The organism is Plantibacter sp. RU18, assembly GCF_050613355.1.
Taxonomy (GTDB): Bacteria; Actinomycetota; Actinomycetes; order Actinomycetales; family Microbacteriaceae; genus Plantibacter.
Genome location: NZ_CP159618.1, coordinates 285,261 through 302,773, shown reverse-complemented (window position 1 = coordinate 302,773; position 17,513 = coordinate 285,261). Strand labels below are relative to the sequence as shown.

Here is a 17,513-nt window from a genome sequence, read left to right as displayed (position 1 = left end):
CTCAGCTCTTGCCGCGGACGAGCTCCAGGCCGGCACCGGCGAACTGGCGGACGGTGGCCCCTGGCAGGAACGCGCGGGTCAACGCCGCGGCGATCCTCGTGAGGTCCGACTCGTCGCGGAACAGCAGGTAGAGCGTCTCGTAGCGCGGGTGGAACTTCTCCTTGAACCGGTGCAACGACTGGAAGCCATACACCGGTTCGAGGCCTTCGGCGAGCTTGTCGCTGAGCACCGCGATCGGTCCGGCATCCGGCGGGTACTCGTGAGCGAGCGGCGCGCCGGAGAGCGACATGAACTGTGCGCCCTCATCACGGAAGTGCAGTGCGGATGAGCCGAGCAGATACTCCATCACGGGCGGGAAGCCGCCATCACGACGACGCATGAGGTCGAGCGTCCAGCCGCGGACGACGCCGTCGGCGCCATAGACCGGCAGCCACGAGAGGAAGCCGTCGACGTCTCCGTTCGGGGAGATCGCCAACGCGACGCGCACCTCCGGGTCGAGCGCCTGGTCGAGGGTGCCGAGCGTGAACCCCATCTCCGGCAGGCTCTTGTCACCCACCCACATCTCGGAGATGCCGCGCAGCTGCGCTTTGATGCCCCAGGACTCGTCGACCAGCCGCGACATCCGGAAGGTCATCTCCTCGCGCGTCGCCCGGTTCATGGCCGTTCGCGCAGAATTCCAGCGTTTGCCGACGAATTCGAGTCCCGGCAGGTCGACGATCGTGTCGTCGGCCACGATGAGGTTCCGCCAACTGTCCGGTACCGCGGCTCGAGTGCTCTCCTGAGAGCTGAAGAAGCACGGCACGAGGCCCGCTTCCTCAGCCATCGTCGCGAAGTCCGCGGCCGCCTGCGCTCGTCCGTCCTCCGGGCCGATCGGATCGGCGAGCGCCACCGCCACACCTGCGTGCACCTGATAGGCGACGATGCCGGTCGGTGTGCGGGCGTAGCGCATGCCGTCCCACGTGGTCATCCATGACAGGGTCCCGCCGCCGTGGGCCTGCAGCTGCTGCCGCACCTCGTCGGCGTCCGGTCGGGGCGAGGCGCCGAGCTTGGCAGTCCTGCGCCACCGGAAGGCGCCTCGGTAGACGATGAGGTACGCGATCATCAGCAACCAGAGGATCGCCGTCGCGATCTCCGTCGACGGGTCTCCTCCGAGGACGAGGGTCACGTCGTCCTGCTCCCCCGCACCGACCAGGAGCAGGACGATGGCGGCGGCGAGCAGGTTGACGAGGCCGAGCAGGATCGCCACCAGCCAGGCGAGCCGCCGCGCCCGACGCAGCCCGTTCGCGATGAGGAGGATCACCACGACGTCGAAGAGCACGTCCCCGATCGACCCCGACAGCGGCTGTGTCTTCCCGAACGGTCCGTTCGTCGGCACGAGCGCGACGAGCACCGTGATCGCCCCGAGCGCGAGTATGCCGACGAACGCGATCAGCCGTTTCTCCCGGATGGTCGCCTTCCGCAGTCGCAGCGGGCGGTCGACGACGAGCACGGCCACCGCTGCGAGCAGATGCTCCGCATCGGCCAGGCGACCACCGAAGAGCGTGGCGACGAGCAGGCCGGCGAGCAGGATGAAGAGGCCGCGCACACGCCAGGGCGTCGGGACCAGGGCGATGGCCGCGACCATGCACGCCATGAGTCCGCTGCCGGGGCCGGCGTCGAGCGCACCGGCCTGCATCTGCGCCCACGGCCAACCCGTCATCGCGAACAGCCAGAAGAACAGGGCGGCGACGACGATCGCGACGAGCTGCCCGATCCAGAAATAGGTCAGCACGACCCGCGTGCCTCGCCGGAACTCCAGGTACGCGAAGCCGGCGAAACCGACGGGGATCAACGCATAGAACCAGGGCTGCGAGAAGAAGAACGTGCCCGTGATCGGTGTCCAGAACCGCCCCTGCTCAAACGCCGGGACCCCATAGGCGACCCATTCGCGCCACGGTCCGTCGGCGAGCGGTCGCCACAACGCCTCCGAGACGAGGCCGAGCACCAGCAGCACACCGATGAAGACGAGCGTCGCAGGAATGCGGCGCGCGACGCCCGACACCTGACCGCGTCGGTCACGGACCACGACCCCAGGATCCGTCATGGCGCGCTACGACCCGTGCCTCAGGTGACGCAGCGAACTGCTTCCAGCGGGATACAGGACCATGTGGGTCTCCGAACTCGACGGGCAGTGCTGCCGAGTGAACAGCCTGCTAGCGGGCGATGGCCCTGACGATACCCCACACGGCCAGTCCAGCGGCAGCGGCAACTCCCGCGACACCCGCGTAGAAGACCGCAGGACGCTCGACCTTGACCGTGGCGATGCGGACGACGGCGCGCCGCTTGGCACGGTGCACCTGCTTCGGGACGTTGAGCTTGTCCTCGATCGCGTTCAGCGTGGCGACGAGCTCCGCACGAGCCTGCTCGGGCGTGGGCGTTGCTCCCGGGTACTGGTCAACGGTCATATTCGCCGAGCCCCTTCACTGCTTTGATGTCTTCCTTCACGTTGTCGATCGGGCTCGGGTCCTCGTTGATCTTCTTGAAGTACCTGAGGGCGATGAGCACGAGGACCGCTGCGACGAGGACGAAGAGCACGAACACGCAGAGCGCGGCCAGCCAGGACGGCATGACGAGCGCGAGCGCGAGGATGAGGACGGCGACGAGGACGCCCACCGCGAAGAACAGGAACACGGCGGCGCCGGCGACGAACGCCGCGCCGATCCCCGCGTACTTGCCCTTGTGGGCGAGCTGCGTCTTCGCGTTCGCGATCTCGGCCTTGACGAGGTTCGAGACGATACCCGGTAGCTGACCGACGAGGGTCAGGAGGGATTCGTCGCGCTTGTCGAAGCGCGGCTCGGATCGGTTGCGGTCACTCATGAACGGCATCGCTTGCGCTACTCGGCCGTCTTCGGCTTGGCAGCCGCAGGCTTCCGTGCCGCAGGCTTCGCGGGCGTCTTGGCCGCAGGCTTCGTGCTCTTGGCCTCCAGGGCATCGTCGATGGCGTCCTGGACGTCTTCGACGGCGGTCTCAGCCTTGGCGATCGACTTGTCGAGCTTCTGACCGGGTGTCGAGCCCTGCTGGGTGACGACCTTCGCGACGCTCGTGACACCGCTCCACAGAGCCGCCGGAACCTCGCTCACGCGAGCCTTCGCGAAGTCTTCGACCTTCGTGCGCTGCGCGCGCACGGGCTTCGCGTTCCACAGCTTCAACCACTGCGTCTTGATCTGCTCGTATCGTTCGCGTCCGGCGCGGGTTCCGAGCACGTAGCCCGTGAGCCCACCGACGACGAACATGACCTTGCCCTTCATGGCGCCTCCGTCTGTTCGAGTCGTACTGGGTGCTGCATCCAACTGTTCCAGCGTAGTCGCGACGCGTCCGGGCGCCACCATCATGTCGGGGGTTGACAGGAAAAGATGCCCGGTCGGGCATATGTCGTGTGGTCTGCGACTACAGCTGCAGCGCCTGGTGCCGGAGGCGAGCGGCGGCTTCGTGCGCGTCCGGGACGACCGAGGCGAGGCCGGTGCCGGACAACCACGCCCCGGTGACGGCGAGGTCAGGGACCTCTGCGACGGCCTCGCGGATGATCGCGGACCGTTCACGGTGCCCGCGCGCCGCGGTCGGCTGCGTGCCCGTCCACGACACACGGTGGAACCCGCGCACGCTCGCGGGGTCGAGCTCGACACCCAGCATGACGGAGGCGTCAGTGAGCGCGACGGCCAACAGCTCCTCGTCGGACAGCCCACTCGTGGCATCCGCCTCGCCCTGACGCCCGAAGGACAGTCGGATGACGTGACGGTGCTCACCCTGCTCCTTCGCGCGTGCGGCGAGCCAGCCCCACTTCGCGGTCGCGTGGGTGAGGGCCTTCGCATGCAGTGTGGAGCCTGGCGCGACGAGGAGACCGGAGCCGCGGGGCGCAGCGTCCAGAGCGGGCTCGTCGAGCACGATGGTGGCGAGTTCGATGGGCGCCGGGAGCACGGGGTCTCCGGCGTCGTCTCCGGCCGCCGGGAGGTCCCGGAGCGCCGGGCCGACATCGGCGAGGAGGTTGCGTGCCTGTCGTTCGGGCGTCGCCACGAGCACCAGGTCGGCTTCGAGCACGCGGCCGTCGGTCAGGGCGATGTACCACGCAGGCTGCGGCCCGGTGGCACGTCGGGAGTCCGGGTCTGCGCGTCGCTCGCTCATGCGCGGCAGGCCGGCATCGCCGAGGCCGACACCCTCCGCGTCCGTGTCGATGTCGATGTCGAACGGCTCGCGGGAGATGGCACTGACGGCGACACCGGTGATGAGCGTCGAGGCCCGGTGCTCGAGTTCCGCGACGAGGGCGTCGACCAGGACCGTCATGCCACCGTCGAGGCCGCCGACAGCCGCCCCGGCAGGAGCGGACTCGCGCAGGGCCGAGACGGCGAGCGACAACGCGCCGGTGCGAGTGAGGGCGGCGTTCAGACCGGGGGCGGCCCGGTCGACGTCGAGGTCCTCGGGCATCGCCGAGTACACACCCGAGGTGACCGGAGCGACGAGGAGGTCGTGGACGGCCGAGCCCATGCGCTTCCGGACGAGCGTGCCGAGGTTGTGCTCGGCCCCGATCGTGAGCGGAGGTCGGATGCGGTCGAGGTACGCACGGAGCGAGCCGGTCCACCCGATGACCCGACGGACGTCGTCTGCCAGGGGGTTCGTCGGGATCCCGAGCAGCCCGGCCTTCGGCAGCGGTACGGTGCGGGCCGCCTGACCCGGTTTCGCGATGTGCAACCAGGCGCCGGCGCGGTTCGGTCGGACGACGCAGTCGGTGATCCCCAGCTGTTCGATGAGCTCCGCGACCGATCCGCCGCGGGTCGCGAAGCTCTCGGCGCCGACATCGACCAGGAGGCCTGCGACCTCAGCAGCAGCGACCGCGCCGCCGAAGGACTGCGCGGACTCGACGACGGTCACGTCGATGCCGACCTTGGCGCAGTCGATCGCACCGACCAGTCCGGCGATGCCGCCGCCGATGACGACGACGCGCTTGGGGGTGAGACTCATGCCGGCTGCCAATCGTGGGCGAGGGTGACGATGCGGGTCAGCACGTCCGGGTCGGTCTCGGGCGGCACACCGTGTCCGAGGTTGAGGACGTGAGCCGGAGCCGCCGTGCCGCGGCGGAGGACGTCGAGGACATGCGCCTCGAGGACGGGCCATGGAGCGGCCAGCAGCGCAGGATCGATGTTGCCCTGCACCGGGACGTCCCCGCCGAGCCGACGGATGCCCTCGTCGAGCGCGAGGCGGTAGTCGATGCCGACGACGTCGGCCCCCACCCGGTGCATCGCCCCGAGCAGCTCACCGGTGCCGACACCGAAGTGCACCTTCTGCACGGGGAGGTCGGCGACGTGCGAGAGCGCTGCCGCAGAGGCCGGCGCGACGTGACGCTCGTAGTCGTCCAGGGAGAGCGCACCCGCCCAGGAGTCGAACAGCTGCGCTGCTGAGGCTCCTGCGAGCACCTGGGCGCGGAGGAAGCGGCCCGTGACGTCGGCGCACCAGGTCATGAGCTTCGCCCACGATGCAGGATCCGCGTGCATGAGCGTTCGAGCGGCGAGGTGGTCCTTCGAGGGTCCGCCCTCGACCAGGTAGGCCGCGAGCGTGAACGGCGCCCCGGCGAAACCGATGAGCGGGGTGCTGCCGTCGCCGATGCCGGAGAGGCCCGCGACCGTGAGCGACACGCCCTCGCGGATCGGGGCGAGGGTGTCGTCAAGGACCGCCGGATCCAGGGAGACGAGCGCGTCGACCTCGGCGGCCGTGCGCACCGCTGAACCCATCACCGGGCCGCGACCCGGAACGATCTCGACCGCGACGCCCGCCTGCTTGAGCGGCACCACGATGTCGCTGAAGAAGATGGCGGCGTCCGTCCCGTGGCGTCGGATCGGCTGCAGCGTGATCTCGCTCGCCATCGCGGGATCCAGGCACGCGTCGAGCATCGCGGTGCCGATGCGCAACTCGCGGTACTCGGGCAGCGAACGACCGGCCTGCCGCATGAACCAGACGGGCGTGCGCTCGGGGCGCACGCCTCGATACGCGGTGATGAGCGGCGAGGCCTGGGTCGCGCCGGTGACGAGCGGATGTTCGGGAGGAAGACTCACCCCTCCATCCTCCCACCTCCTCCGGAGCAGGTGAGGCATGCCTGGGTTGCTTCCGCGGGAAGCCGTCCGTGCTCCTCGGGTACACTCGACAGGTGCTCATGTGTGTGACGGCGAGCCATAAGAACGCCAGTTTCGACCTCCTCGAACGACTCTCTGTCGGCGCGGAGGGCGTTGCCGCGCGCCTGATCGCCCACAACGAGTGCGTGTCCGGCGCCGTCGTCGTCGCGACCTGCAACCGCTTCGAGGCGTACATCGACCTCGACGAGCCGGTCACCGCAGCGGCCTCGGTCGCCTTCGAAGCCGCCGCCGAGGCGGTCAGCGACACCACGGGCATCCCCGCCGAACAGCTGCGAGAGGTGTTCGACCTCAGTGTCGGTACCGCAGCAGCCGAGCACCTCTTCGCCGTCTCAGCCGGTCTCGAGTCCGTCGTCGTCGGCGAAGGCGAGATCGCCGGTCAGGTGCGCCGCTCGCTCGAGTCGGCCCGCGCCGGCGGCACCACGAGTTCCGAACTCGAGCGCCTGTTCCAGCGCGCATCGCAGACCTCCCGCGGCATCAAGAACCGCACACCGCTCGGCCGTGCAGGACGCTCGATCGTCCGTCTCTCGCTCGACCTCGCCGAGAGCCGTATCGACGACTGGGCCGCCCAGCGGGTCCTCCTCGTCGGCACCGGCGCCTACGCCGGGGCCAGCCTCGCAGCGCTCCGCGACCGCGGCGTCACCGATGTCCTCGTCTACTCACCGTCCGGCCGTGCCGAGAAGTTCGCGCGCTCCCACGAGATCGGCTGGATCACCGACGACGAGCTCGCGACGACGACCGCAGAAGTCGGCCTCATCGTCACCTGCACCACGGCAGAGGGCCACGTCGTCGACGCAGCCCTCCTCCACGACGGCCGCGCCCGGCTCGGAGCACTGCACCGCGAGCGCGCTGCGGCTGGGACACCCACGCTCTCACTCGTCTCCTCGATGCCAGAGGCCACGACGGAGAACACCGGCGTCGCAGCACTCGCCCATGACGTCATCACCGACGCAGCCACAGAGTGCCCGGTGCAGCACACCGCGGCGCAGCTCGTCATCGACCTCGGACTCCCTCGCAACGTCGACCCCGACGTCGCGACCTTCTCGGGCGTCGAACTGCTCGACCTCGAGACCATCCGCATCCACGCGCCACTCGAAGAGCTGCAGGCCACCGAGGTCGCACGCTCCATCGTGAGCCGCGCCGCCCAGAAGTTCGCCGCGGTCGGCGAGGAGCGCAGCCTCGAGCCCGCGGTCGTCGCCCTCCGCAGCCACGTGCACGCCCTCGTCGAAGCCGAGGTGACCCGCGCCGCGGCCCGAGGCGACGACGGCAGCACCGCCCAGGCGCTCCGTCACCTCGCGGGCGTCCTCCTGCACGAGCCGACCGTCCGCGCACGGGAGTTCGCGCGGAACGGCGAGCAGCTCGCCTACACCGCAGCGCTTCAGACGCTCTTCGGCCTCGACGTCCAGGCGGCCTCGACCGTCACGCGCGACGCCGGTTCCGCCGCCTCCGCCTCCTAGGCGCTATCGCCGGCCGCTCGTCGAGCGGCGTCCCCGCGACAGACGAAGGAACTCGTCCTCCGTTCATCGAGCCTGTCGAGATGCGCCCGTAGTCACTTCGACAAGCTCAGTGAGCGAGCTCCCACGAACGACGAAGGGCACCGGCGCGATGCCGATGCCCTTCGTACCTCGCCTGCCGAGCAGGCCCGCGGATCAGTAGTCGTAGTTGTACGACGACGCCGCGCCCATCATGCTCGCGAAGAACAGCACGTACAGGATGAGGAAGACGACGGAGAGGACGACGAACGCGCCGCTCACGATCGTTCCGGCAAGCGCCAGGCCTCGGCCCTGCTCACCCGTCTTCTTGATCTGGTTCATGGCGATGATGCCGAGCACCAGGCCGACGAGGGAGAAGCCGACGAACGGCGCGATAAGCGAGATGATCGCCATGACGTTCGTCTTCGGGCCGGTCGGCTGGGCGTAGCCGTAGGGCTGCTGACCGTAGGGCTGGGGCTGACCGTACGGCGCTGCAGGCTGACCGTAGGGGTTCTGCGGCTGTTCGCCGTAGGGCGCCTGCGGCTGGCCGTACTGCTGGGGCTGCTCACCGTACGGCGCCTGCGGCTGACCGTACTGCTGGGGCTGCTCACCGAACTGCGGTGCCTGCGGCTGACCGTACTGCTGCGGCTGCTCACCGAACTGCGGAGCCTGCTCGCCGTACTGCGGAGCCGGCGGCACCTGGGACTCGCCGTAGGGCGGCTGCTGGGGAGGCTGAGCCTGACCGTACTGGTCGTTCTGCTGGCCGGAAGTCGGATCAGTCATGGAAGTTGCACCTCGCGCATAGGGGTTCGATGAACGGGACTCATGCTTGCAGCGTGCAGTCACCTTGTCAACACAGCGTAACCCCCCGATTCGGCGCGGCGTCTGGCAGTTCGTGGAGTGCCGTGAATGCGCTTGGAACGCCGTGGGTGATCGCCGCCGGTGGCAAGATGGAAGTGGGGGTGGGCATGGACGAAGAGACGCTGGCGGAAGCCGAGGACGTCACGATCGCCGCGACCCCGCCGGTCGCCGAACGCCCAGGACCCCTCAAAGTCGCCGCGATCATCGCCGCCGACTACGTGTACGCGAGCCTCTGGCATCTCCGGGCGTTCTTCAGCGGGCGCATCCCTCGCGAGTACTGGCGCGGAGACGCCGGCCGCCCCGTCGTCGTCCTGATCCCCGGCGTCTACGAGACGTGGGCGTTCCTCAAGCCGGTCGCCGACCGCCTCAACGCAGACGGCTACCGGATCCGTATCGCCCGAGGCCTCGGCTACAACCGTCGGCCCATCCGCGACACGTCCGCGCGGTTCGCGCGCGCACTCGGGCGACTGCCGAAGCCCGACGCCGGGTGCGTGATCGTCGCACACAGCAAGGGTGGTCTCATCGGCAAGGACCTCCTCATCACCCACCGAGAGCGACTCGGGCTGCTCGGCGTCGTCGCGGTCTGCACACCGTTCTCCGGATCGAAGATGGCCAGGTACATCGCGGCCCCGAGCATCCGCGAGTTCCTCCCCACCGACGAGACGATCGTGGCCCTCGGCGACGAGCGGAGCGTGAACGCCGACGTGGTGTCGATCTACAGTGCGTTCGATCCACACGTCCCCGACGGCAGCGTGCTGCCTGGCGCGACCAACGTGCTCCTGCCGGTGCCCGGTCACTTCGTGATCCTCGGCACGGCGGAACTCGCCGACGCAGTGGAACTCGCGGTCGACGACATGGCCGAGCGGGCACACGCATGAGCACTGCACTCGCCGACATCCTCGTGTCGGCCGTCGCGATCATCCGCGAACGCCGCGTGCTCATGGTGACGGCTCGCGGTCGCGACGTCCTCTACATGCCGGGCGGGAAGATCGATGCGGACGAGACGCCGTCGGAAGCCGCCGTCCGCGAGGCGCGCGAGGAGACCGCCGTCGAGATCGACGTCGCGGAGGTCGAACTCCTCTTCACCGTCGTCACGCAGGCCCACGGGGAACCGGACGGCAGACTCGTGCGCATGCACGTGTTCGCGGCGGAGACCGACCAGGAGCCGCGGCCGTCAGCGGAGGTCAGCGCCGTGCACTGGGTGGGCACGGAATCACTCGAGCGTTGTCCGCCCGCCGGCCGTGAGGTGCTCGAGCGCCTCGCCGCAGCAGACCTCATCGACTGACCTCTCCCGTCCCTCACCCAGGAACCTCCCCAACGCGAGAGCTTCCCCAACGCGAGAACCTCCCTAACTCAGGAGCTTCCCCAACGCGAGAACCTCCCTAACTCAGGAGCGGCTCGGCGTGGCGCGGCTGAGCCACGATGACGGGTTCCGACACGCCGGGGACTTCCTGAGTTAGGGAAGAAGAAGAAGTATAAGAAGAAGAAGACGACGACGGGAACGGGACGGGATCAGTGCACGTACTCGAGGAGGTCCTGGCCGAGGATACGCACGGCGTCGACCACACCGAGACGGATGCCGAGCTCGGCATCGTCGTAGCTCGTGCACACTGCATAGCTGACAGCACCGTTCGGACCGCGGAGGATGCCTGCCTCGGATCGGACGCCGACATCGGAACCGGTCTTGTTGAAGAGCTGGATGCCGTGATCGGGTTCGCGATGGGCGAGCGGGTCGAGCCCGAAGCCGGATGCGACGAGCGAGAGGTCGGTGTTGAGCGACAGCCAACCGAGCACGCGCCGGCTGGTGGTGGCGTCGACGATCTCTCCGGTCGCGAGCGCCTGGAACAGCCACGCGAGTTCGCGGGCCGACCCGACGGACAGCTGCGGTGCGTTGTCAGGGCCACGGTGATCGCGGACGATGTCGAGGAGGGCGGTGCGCTTCAGGCCGATCTCCTCGGTCCGGTGCCGAACAGCAGCGAGGCCGATGTGGCGCAGCAGGACGTTCGTCGCGAGGTTGTCGCTCGTCGCTCCGACGAGTGCCGCGAGATCGGCGACGGGCAACGACGGTGCCTGCAGGTGCTGCCAGATGCCGGAGCCCGCCACGGCGTCGAGCGGTTCACGGTCGAGGATGGTGAGGCCACTGAAGTCGGCATCGCCCAGGCGAGCAGCGACCTCGATGAGCAACAGCACCTTGCCGATGGACGCCGTGGGGACGACGACGTGGTCGTCGACCGACATTAGGGTCTCGCCCGTGGTGATGTCGTTGATGCGCAGGGTGACCTGCGCACCGGATGCGGCCAGTTCGCCCAGGGCGCTGAACCCGCGGGTGAACGGTTCGACCTGTCCGGACGCGCGATGGCGGCCTCGGCGGGCGTCGCGCGATCTGCGACGCTCGGACTCTTGCACTCGTGAAGCCACGGCTGACCGAACTCCTCTGCTCCCGATGGTGATTCCGACGGTGGTACGGGGTGTGGACCTGCCCCGGTCAGCCCACTCGACGGTCTTCCAGAGACCCGCTCAGCAGGTCGGAGGATGTGTCGTCCAAGGTATCGTAAGCGCCCTTTGCGCGAGCTGCGAATCCGGCGCCCGCCCGATGTCATTCCGGGCGCGTCGGTCCGACATCTGACGTCTTTCGCACCGCTGAAGCGGCTTCCAGATGCGACTCCGGGACCGAAACGACGTTTAACGGATATGTCACCCATTCGGGGCTGTATTCGTGCCAACGTCGCTCAACGGGGATCACGCAGACGCTTCTATTCGTCCACATCTGGTGCTTCCTCTTCGTAGTCAGGTGCCGACATGGCCCGCTCGACCCGTTCATCCTCCCTCCTCCGCGCAGCGGCAGCGCTCGGCGCCGGCATCGCCATCGCCCTCACCTCGTCGTGGGCAGCGAATGCCGACACCGTCATCGACGGCCCGGTCAACCTCCGGTCTGCATCCAGCTACGGCGTGCTCGGCGCCTCGACGGTGACCAACACCGGTCCGACCGTCGTGAACGGGGATGTCGGGCTGAGCCCAGGCACCTCGGTCACCGGCTTCACCGAGGGGCCAGGCGTGATCGTGGGCGGCGTCCTCCACACGAACGACGAACCGGCCGCGCTCGCGCAGGCCGATCTCACGACCGCGTACAACGTCGCGGCGTCACTCACCCCCATCGAGAGCGGCATCGAACAGCTGAACGGTCGGTCGCTCACCCCGGGCGTCTACTCCGGCGACGCCGTCGACCTCGCGGACACGGGAGCGATCGCGTTCGCCGGTTCCGCAGCGTCCGTCTGGGTGATCCAGGCCGCGAGCTCGTTGACCATCGGCTCCGGGACGGTCATGACCTTCTCCGGCGGCGCGAGCGCCTGCAACGTCTTCTGGCAGGTCGGCAGTTCCGCCACGATCGGCAGCTCGGCGCAGTTCTTCGGGACCGTCCTGGCCGAGGAGTCCATCACGGCGACGACGAGCGCCACCATCACCGGACGCCTGCTCGCCAGGACGGGTGCGGTGACCCTCGACACGAACCTGATCACCGTGCCTGCCGCCTGCCCGACGGTCGGCACCCCGTCCGAGACCGTGTCACCCACGATCACCTCCGGAACCCCGGATGACGCGACGGTCGGAACACCGTACGAGTTCACCGTGACCGCGGAGGGCACTCCAGCACCGAGCTACACCGTCACCGACGGTGCCCTCCCGGCCGGCCTGACCCTCGACACGGACACGGGCTTCATCTCCGGGACACCGACCACTCCAGGCACGAGCACGTTCACCATCACGGCGAGCAACGGAGACACCCCGGCTGCCACCGGCACCTACACGGTGACGACGTCGCCGGCAGCGGTCGTCCCCGGTCCGGTCCTGCCTGAGGTGCCCGGAGCACCGGCCGTCCCGAACGGTCCCGCGACGCCGAACCTGTCCGGCACGCCGAACGCCCCGTCCGAGCTCGCGAGCACCGGCTCGGACGCCGTGCCGCTCGCGGCCTTCGGCGGAGCAGGTCTGCTCGCAGGCCTGGCGCTCCTGCTGGTCACCGCGCGACGCCGCACGCGCACCAGCTGACCCCACCCGCGCCTGACCCGATTGGCGCCCGACCCGATCCGCGCTCGCCACGATCCGCGCTCGCCACGATCCGCGCTCGCCACGATCCGCGCTCGTCACGGTCAGGGGCGGGCGCGGGCCGGGAACTGGGTCGCGAACTTGCCGCCGCTCACGTCGATGAGGGCCCCGGTCACGTAGCCTGCCTCGTCGCTCGCGAGGAAGCGCACCACGTTCGCGACATCGGCCGGTGTCTCCCAGCGACGAAGCGACAGGGTGTCGAGCAGCTCGTCCTGGCGATCCGCCGGCAGGTCGGCGAAACCGTTCATGGCCGTGGGGACCATGCCTGGCGCGTACGCGTTCACGGTGATGTCCCACGGCCCCAGCTCGCTGGCGAGCACCTTGGTGAGCTGGACGACCGCTGACTTGGACGCGGCGTAGGCGGCGCTGCCCACGCTCGGGATGATCGCGGCGAAGCTCGCCGCATTGATGATCCGGCCGGAGCCCTGCGCCTTCAGGTAGGGGATGACGGCCTTCGACATCCGGTAGACCCCGCCGACGTTGACATCGAAACAGGCCGTCCATGCGGCGTCGCTCGTGTCCTCGAGGAGTCCCTCGACGTTGATCCCCGCGTTGTTGACGAGCACGTCGATCCCGTTCATCCGCTCAGCGGCCTCCGTGACTGCTGCGACGACGGACTCCTCGGAGCGGACGTTGCACACGACGGGGAAGAGCCGAGCGGCGTTCTCGCTTCGCGCCTGTTCGAGCGCCGTGACATCGAGGTCGAGTACGGCGACCGTCGCACCCTCCGCGAGGAACGACTCCACCAGCGCCCGGCCGATCCCGCGCGCTCCCCCGGTCACGATCACCCGTCGGTCCGTCAGGTCGAGCAGCATCGTTCTCTCCAGTCCTCGATGCGTCGTGACCGACCGTGTGCCGACGGTGAAACGCACGCCCGGCGATTAAAACATACTTATAGGACGACGGCGATAGACTCCCATCATGACGAATCGAGTGCTCTGGGTGACCGGCGGCGGCAGCGGCATGGGACGCGCCATCGCGCAGCGCGCAGCCCGAGCAGGCTGGCGGGTCGCCGTCACCGGTCGTCGACGCGACGCACTGCTCGAGACCGTCGATCTGATCGGCTCGGCGGGCGGGGACGCCTTCGCCGCCGAGGCCGACGCGACGCGACCCGAGTCGCTCGCCGCCGCACACGAACGCATCGCCGCCGAATTCGGGCAGGTTCACGACCTCGTGGCCGCGGCAGGCCTCAACGCCCCGAATCGGCGGTGGGGCGACCAGTCGATGACCGAGTTCGCCGCGATCGTCGACACGAACCTCACCTCGGTCGCGCACGCCATCCATCTGGCGCTGCCCGGCATCAGGGCCGCGCAGGGCCGCATCGTCGTCATCTCCTCCTTTGCCGGCTGGCGCTTCTCGACCAAGGGCGGCGTGGCCTACAGCGCCAGCAAGACGGCGCTCGCATCGATCTGCGCGACGGTGAACGACGAGGAGGGCGTGAACGGCGTCGGCGCCACCCACCTCTGCCCGGGCGACGTCGACACCCCCTTCCTGGCGATGCGTCCGCAGGTCCCCGATGCCGATGCCCGACGGACGATGCTGACGCCGGCGGACATCGCCCGCTCGGTGCAGTTCGTCCTCGACGGGCCGCCCCACGTCCGAATCGATGAACTGGTGATCTCCCCGACCCGCCCCTCCCCGGCCGTCACGACGCCTGCGTGAGCGTGGAGTCGACGCCGCCCCTCGCCCGCCGATCCGCATTCGACCGGTCGCTCGACCGCATCGGCACGGACATCGTCGACGGCCGGCTCCCCGCAGGCTCCGTCCACACCGTGGACGATCTCATGAGGCTCGCCGGGCACTCCCGCTCCGTCGTGCGTGAGGCCACGCGCGTGCTCGCTGGCCTCGGGCTGCTCGCCAGCAGGGCGCACGTCGGCCACACGGTGCGACCGGAGGAGGACTGGGACTGGCTGCAGCCCACGGTCCTCCGCTGGGCGCTCGTCGGACAGCGCCGGGCGGCGACCATGATCGCGATCCGCGAGCTCCGTGTCGCGACCGAACCCGAATCCGCCAGACTGGCCGCCCACCGCCGCACGGCGGAGCAGACGGCGGAACTGCTCGCCGCGAGCGACGCCCTGCAGGCGTCGGCAGGGGCACAGGACGCCTCGGCCTTCCTCGAAGCGGACCTGCGTCTGCATCGGCTCATCCGCCGGGCGGCGGGGAACCCGGTCCTCGACCGCGTCGGCGGAGCGATCGATGAAGCCCTCCGCGACCGCGCAGACCGACTTCCGACGGGCGCGATCGATGCACGTGACGCCCGCCTGCACCACGACCTCGTCCGGGCGATCATCGCCCGCGATGGCGATCGAGCGGCGGACCTCCTGCGCGAGATCATCACCCGCACCGCCTGAACCTCGGCCGCTGAGCCTGCCGAAGTGCGCTCACGGTTCTTGCAGCTTCGCGAAACATGTCCGTCACCCAGGTAACGAGCGTGTTGCAGTGCTGGAAAATATTTGCAAGCATCCTGTACTTATTGAATACTGTTTCCACACCCACTGAAAACAGCAGGGATCGAACACGGTTTCCCACGACCCAGGACCCGAGCCAACGACGGCTCGGACCACGATCCCCGAATCGAGGAGAAGCACCATGCGCAAGCGCACCCTTCCGCTCGCCGTCCTCGCCACCGCAGCGCTCGGCCTCACGGCCTGTGCCGGTGGCGGTTCCGGCAGCGGCGATGTCGATGCCAGCGGCCAGACGCTCACCGTCTGGATCATGCAGGGCACGAACCCGGACTCCGAGGCCTTCTTCGATGAGGTCGGCTCGGCCTTCAAGAAGGAGACCGGCGCCACCCTGAAGGTCGAATACGTGCAGTGGGCCGACGCCCACGACCGCTTCGTGACCTCCATCGCCGGCAACACCACGCCCGACGTCGCCGAGACCGGCACCACCTGGACCGCCGAGTTCGCCGACGCCGGAGCACTCGCCCCCATCGGCGACTACGTCGAGAAGGCCGGACTGAGCGACGACCTCGTCGAGGGTCTCGTCGGATCCGGCACCTACGACGGCGAGCTCTACGGCATGCCGTGGTACGCGGGCGTCCGCTCCATCGTCTACCGCACCGACGTGTTCGAGGAGCTCGGCCTGAAGGCCCCGACCACCTGGCAGGAGATCGTCGACGCCGGAACCGCCATCAAGGCGGCCAAGCCCGACATGATCCCCTTCCCCGTCCCCGGTGACGCCGAGTTCACGGCCTACCCCTGGGTCTGGGGCGCTGGCGGCGAGGTGTCAGAGCTCGACGGCAAGACGTGGAAGTCGGGCCTCGCGAGCGACGAGTCGCGCGCCGGCATCCAGTTCTGGACCGACCTCGCCACCAAGTACGACCTGTCCTCCTCCGGCGCCACCACCTGGAAGGAGACCGACGTCCTCGACAACTTCGTGCAGGACAAGGTCGCCATGGCCATCATGGGCTCCTGGACCCCGGCGACCATCGTCGAGAAGAACCCGGAGCTCGAGGGCAAGTTCGCCGCCATCCCGATCCCGGGTGAGGACGGCGGCATCTCGCCCTCCGTGCTCGGTGGTTCGCACCTCAGCATGTTCAACACCTCGAAGAACAAGGACCTCGCGTTCCAGTTCATCGAGATGATGACGACCGGCAAGTACGCGGCCGAGTGGGCCGAACAGACCGGGTACTTCCCCGGCCAGACCTCGCTCCTCGCCGACTCGACCGAGAGCGACGACCCACTGGTCAAGCCCTTCGCCGAGCAGTTCGTCGACGGCGGCGCCTCCCTCCCGGTGACACCGAAGTTCGGTGCCGTGCAGGCGAAGAAGACCACCAACGCGATGATCCAGGCCATCCTCTCCGGAGCGAAGTCGGTCGACGAGGCGACGACCGACGCCGCCAAGGAGATGGACGACATCATGAACGGCAAGTAGCCGATCGTGTCGACCCTCACCCCGCCCACGGTCACCCGCGAAGCCCCCGCTTCGCGGGTGGCCGGGGGCCCCTCCCCCAAACGGCTCCGCCTCCTGATGCGCACCCGCCCCTGGCTGCTGCTCACTCCGGCGCTCCTCATCCTCGCCGTGCTCCTGCTCTGGCCGCTCATCCGCGTCGTCCTCTTCTCCCTCCAGGACTACGGCCTCCGCGAGATCGTCAGCGGCGACACCAACTTCAACGGCGGCGCCAACTACCTCGAGGTCTTCTCCGACCCGACGCTCTGGACCGTCGTCCTCCCGAACACGGTCTTCTTCGCCGCAGCCGCCGTCATCGGCACGGTCGTCCTCGGCACGCTCGTCGCGCTCCTCATGGCGTCCCTCGGTGGGTTCTGGCGCACCATCGTCGGCAGCGCGATCATGGTCGCCTGGGCGATGCCCGCCGTCACCGGCACGTACGTCTGGGTCTGGATCTTCGACGCCGACCGAGGCATCGTCAACCAGACGCTCATGGGACTCGGGCTCATGGACGAGCCCTTCAACTGGTTCACGAACCAGTTCACCTTCTACGGCATCGCACTGCTGAACGTCATCCACCACGGCTTCCCGTTCGTGGCGATCACCGTGCTCGCCGGGCTCCTCGGCGTCTCGAAGGAGATGCTCGAAGCCGCCGAGATGGACGGAGCCGGACCGTTCCGCCGCTTCTTCCAGATCATCTTCCCGTCGCTGCGCCAGGTGTTCTCGGTCGTGATCATCCTGTCGACGATCTGGGACTTCAAGGTGTTCGCGCAGATCTACCTCATGCCCGGTGGTTCGGGCTCCAACCGCGAGGTGCTCAACCTCGGTGTCTGGTCGTACGTGGAGTCGTTCGGGCAGAACCGGTACGGCTTCGGCTCGGCCATCGCGGTGCTCCTGACCCTCGTGCTGCTCGGCATCACGATCGTCTACATCCGCGCCCTCATGAAGGAGGACGAACTGTGAGTACCATCTCCGGCACCCCGACAAGCGCGGCGAGCGAGGCCCCGCCCCTTGCCGTTCGACGGTCTCAGGAACC

17 protein-coding genes are annotated in these 17,513 nt (G+C 68.9%); 8 read left to right on the top strand and 9 right to left on the bottom strand.

Annotation, left to right across the window (positions count from 1 at the left end; genetic code table 11):
• Position 1: 1 nt before the first annotated feature.
• The 6 genes from ABMA10_RS01390 to hemE form a co-directional block, all read right to left on the bottom strand.
• The gene (locus tag ABMA10_RS01390; protein ID WP_431031113.1) at positions 2 to 2,083 is read right to left on the bottom strand and encodes a bifunctional lysylphosphatidylglycerol flippase/synthetase MprF; all 2,082 of its coding nucleotides are present in this window, start codon (positions 2,081 to 2,083) and stop codon (positions 2 to 4) included.
• Between the two features lie 109 nt (positions 2,084 to 2,192).
• Entirely contained in the window at positions 2,193 to 2,444 is a 252-nt protein-coding gene (locus tag ABMA10_RS01385; RefSeq protein ID WP_347869995.1) for a DUF3618 domain-containing protein, read from the bottom strand.
• Entirely contained in the window at positions 2,434 to 2,856 is a 423-nt protein-coding gene (locus ABMA10_RS01380; RefSeq protein ID WP_347869994.1) for a phage holin family protein, read from the bottom strand. The genes ABMA10_RS01385 and ABMA10_RS01380 overlap by 11 nt, the downstream gene beginning before the upstream one ends.
• Positions 2,857 to 2,873: 17 nt before the next feature.
• Positions 2,874 to 3,287, bottom strand: coding sequence for a hypothetical protein (locus ABMA10_RS01375; protein ID WP_347869993.1), 414 nt, complete (start codon positions 3,285 to 3,287; stop codon positions 2,874 to 2,876).
• 139 nt (positions 3,288 to 3,426) lie between these two features.
• Positions 3,427 to 4,992, bottom strand: coding sequence for a protoporphyrinogen/coproporphyrinogen oxidase (locus tag ABMA10_RS01370; protein WP_431031112.1), 1,566 nt, complete (start codon positions 4,990 to 4,992; stop codon positions 3,427 to 3,429).
• Positions 4,989 to 6,119 carry a uroporphyrinogen decarboxylase gene (hemE, locus tag ABMA10_RS01365; RefSeq protein WP_414693708.1) on the bottom strand — a complete coding sequence of 377 codons (1,131 nt, stop codon included), beginning with the start codon at positions 6,117 to 6,119 and terminating at the stop codon, positions 4,989 to 4,991. Before hemE ends, ABMA10_RS01370 begins: the two co-directional genes overlap by 4 nt.
• A 59-nt stretch (positions 6,120 to 6,178) precedes the next feature.
• Between hemE and ABMA10_RS01360 the strand changes: the two genes are divergently transcribed.
• Positions 6,179 to 7,612 carry a glutamyl-tRNA reductase gene (locus tag ABMA10_RS01360; RefSeq protein ID WP_414693711.1) on the top strand — a complete coding sequence of 478 codons (1,434 nt, stop codon included), beginning with the start codon at positions 6,179 to 6,181 and terminating at the stop codon, positions 7,610 to 7,612.
• A gap of 192 nt (positions 7,613 to 7,804) precedes the next feature.
• Here ABMA10_RS01360 and ABMA10_RS01355 read toward each other — a convergent pair whose 3' ends face one another.
• The gene (locus ABMA10_RS01355) at positions 7,805 to 8,410 is read right to left on the bottom strand and encodes a DUF4190 domain-containing protein (protein ID WP_347869989.1); all 606 of its coding nucleotides are present in this window, start codon (positions 8,408 to 8,410) and stop codon (positions 7,805 to 7,807) included.
• Positions 8,411 to 8,532: 122 nt separating this feature from the next.
• Here ABMA10_RS01355 and ABMA10_RS01350 point away from each other — a divergent pair, with 122 nt between their 5' ends.
• Both ABMA10_RS01350 and ABMA10_RS01345 read left to right on the top strand, forming a co-directional pair.
• Complete coding sequence (locus ABMA10_RS01350) at positions 8,533 to 9,366, top strand: esterase/lipase family protein (RefSeq protein ID WP_347869988.1); 834 nt, start codon at positions 8,533 to 8,535, stop codon at positions 9,364 to 9,366.
• Positions 9,363 to 9,773, top strand: coding sequence for an NUDIX hydrolase (locus ABMA10_RS01345; protein WP_347869987.1), 411 nt, complete (start codon positions 9,363 to 9,365; stop codon positions 9,771 to 9,773). Before ABMA10_RS01350 ends, ABMA10_RS01345 begins: the two co-directional genes overlap by 4 nt.
• Positions 9,774 to 10,000: 227 nt before the next feature.
• Here ABMA10_RS01345 and ABMA10_RS01340 read toward each other — a convergent pair whose 3' ends face one another.
• Entirely contained in the window at positions 10,001 to 10,906 is a 906-nt protein-coding gene (locus ABMA10_RS01340) for a serine hydrolase (protein WP_347869986.1), read from the bottom strand.
• A gap of 381 nt (positions 10,907 to 11,287) precedes the next feature.
• Here ABMA10_RS01340 and ABMA10_RS01335 point away from each other — a divergent pair, with 381 nt between their 5' ends.
• Entirely contained in the window at positions 11,288 to 12,529 is a 1,242-nt protein-coding gene (locus ABMA10_RS01335; protein WP_347869985.1) for an ice-binding family protein, read from the top strand.
• 101 nt (positions 12,530 to 12,630) lie between these two features.
• Here the strand turns inward: ABMA10_RS01335 and ABMA10_RS01330 are convergent, their stop codons facing one another.
• On the bottom strand, positions 12,631 to 13,401 hold the full coding sequence (locus tag ABMA10_RS01330) for an SDR family NAD(P)-dependent oxidoreductase (RefSeq protein ID WP_347869984.1): 771 nt from the start codon (positions 13,399 to 13,401) through the stop codon (positions 12,631 to 12,633).
• A 106-nt stretch (positions 13,402 to 13,507) separates the two neighbouring features.
• Here ABMA10_RS01330 and ABMA10_RS01325 point away from each other — a divergent pair, with 106 nt between their 5' ends.
• From ABMA10_RS01325 to ABMA10_RS01310, 4 genes are all read left to right on the top strand, one after another.
• Positions 13,508 to 14,248, top strand: a complete 741-nt coding sequence (locus ABMA10_RS01325) for an SDR family oxidoreductase (RefSeq protein WP_347869983.1) — start codon at positions 13,508 to 13,510, stop codon at positions 14,246 to 14,248.
• Entirely contained in the window at positions 14,245 to 14,937 is a 693-nt protein-coding gene (locus ABMA10_RS01320; protein ID WP_347869982.1) for a FadR/GntR family transcriptional regulator, read from the top strand. Before ABMA10_RS01325 ends, ABMA10_RS01320 begins: the two co-directional genes overlap by 4 nt.
• Positions 14,938 to 15,175: 238 nt before the next feature.
• A complete protein-coding gene (locus tag ABMA10_RS01315; protein WP_347869981.1) occupies positions 15,176 to 16,462 on the top strand; it encodes a sugar ABC transporter substrate-binding protein in 1,287 nt (428 codons plus the stop codon).
• Positions 16,463 to 16,468: 6 nt separating this feature from the next.
• Positions 16,469 to 17,440: a carbohydrate ABC transporter permease gene (locus tag ABMA10_RS01310; protein ID WP_414693707.1), complete on the top strand. Its 972-nt coding sequence runs from the start codon at positions 16,469 to 16,471 to the stop codon at positions 17,438 to 17,440.
• The last annotated feature ends 73 nt before the right edge of the window (positions 17,441 to 17,513 follow it).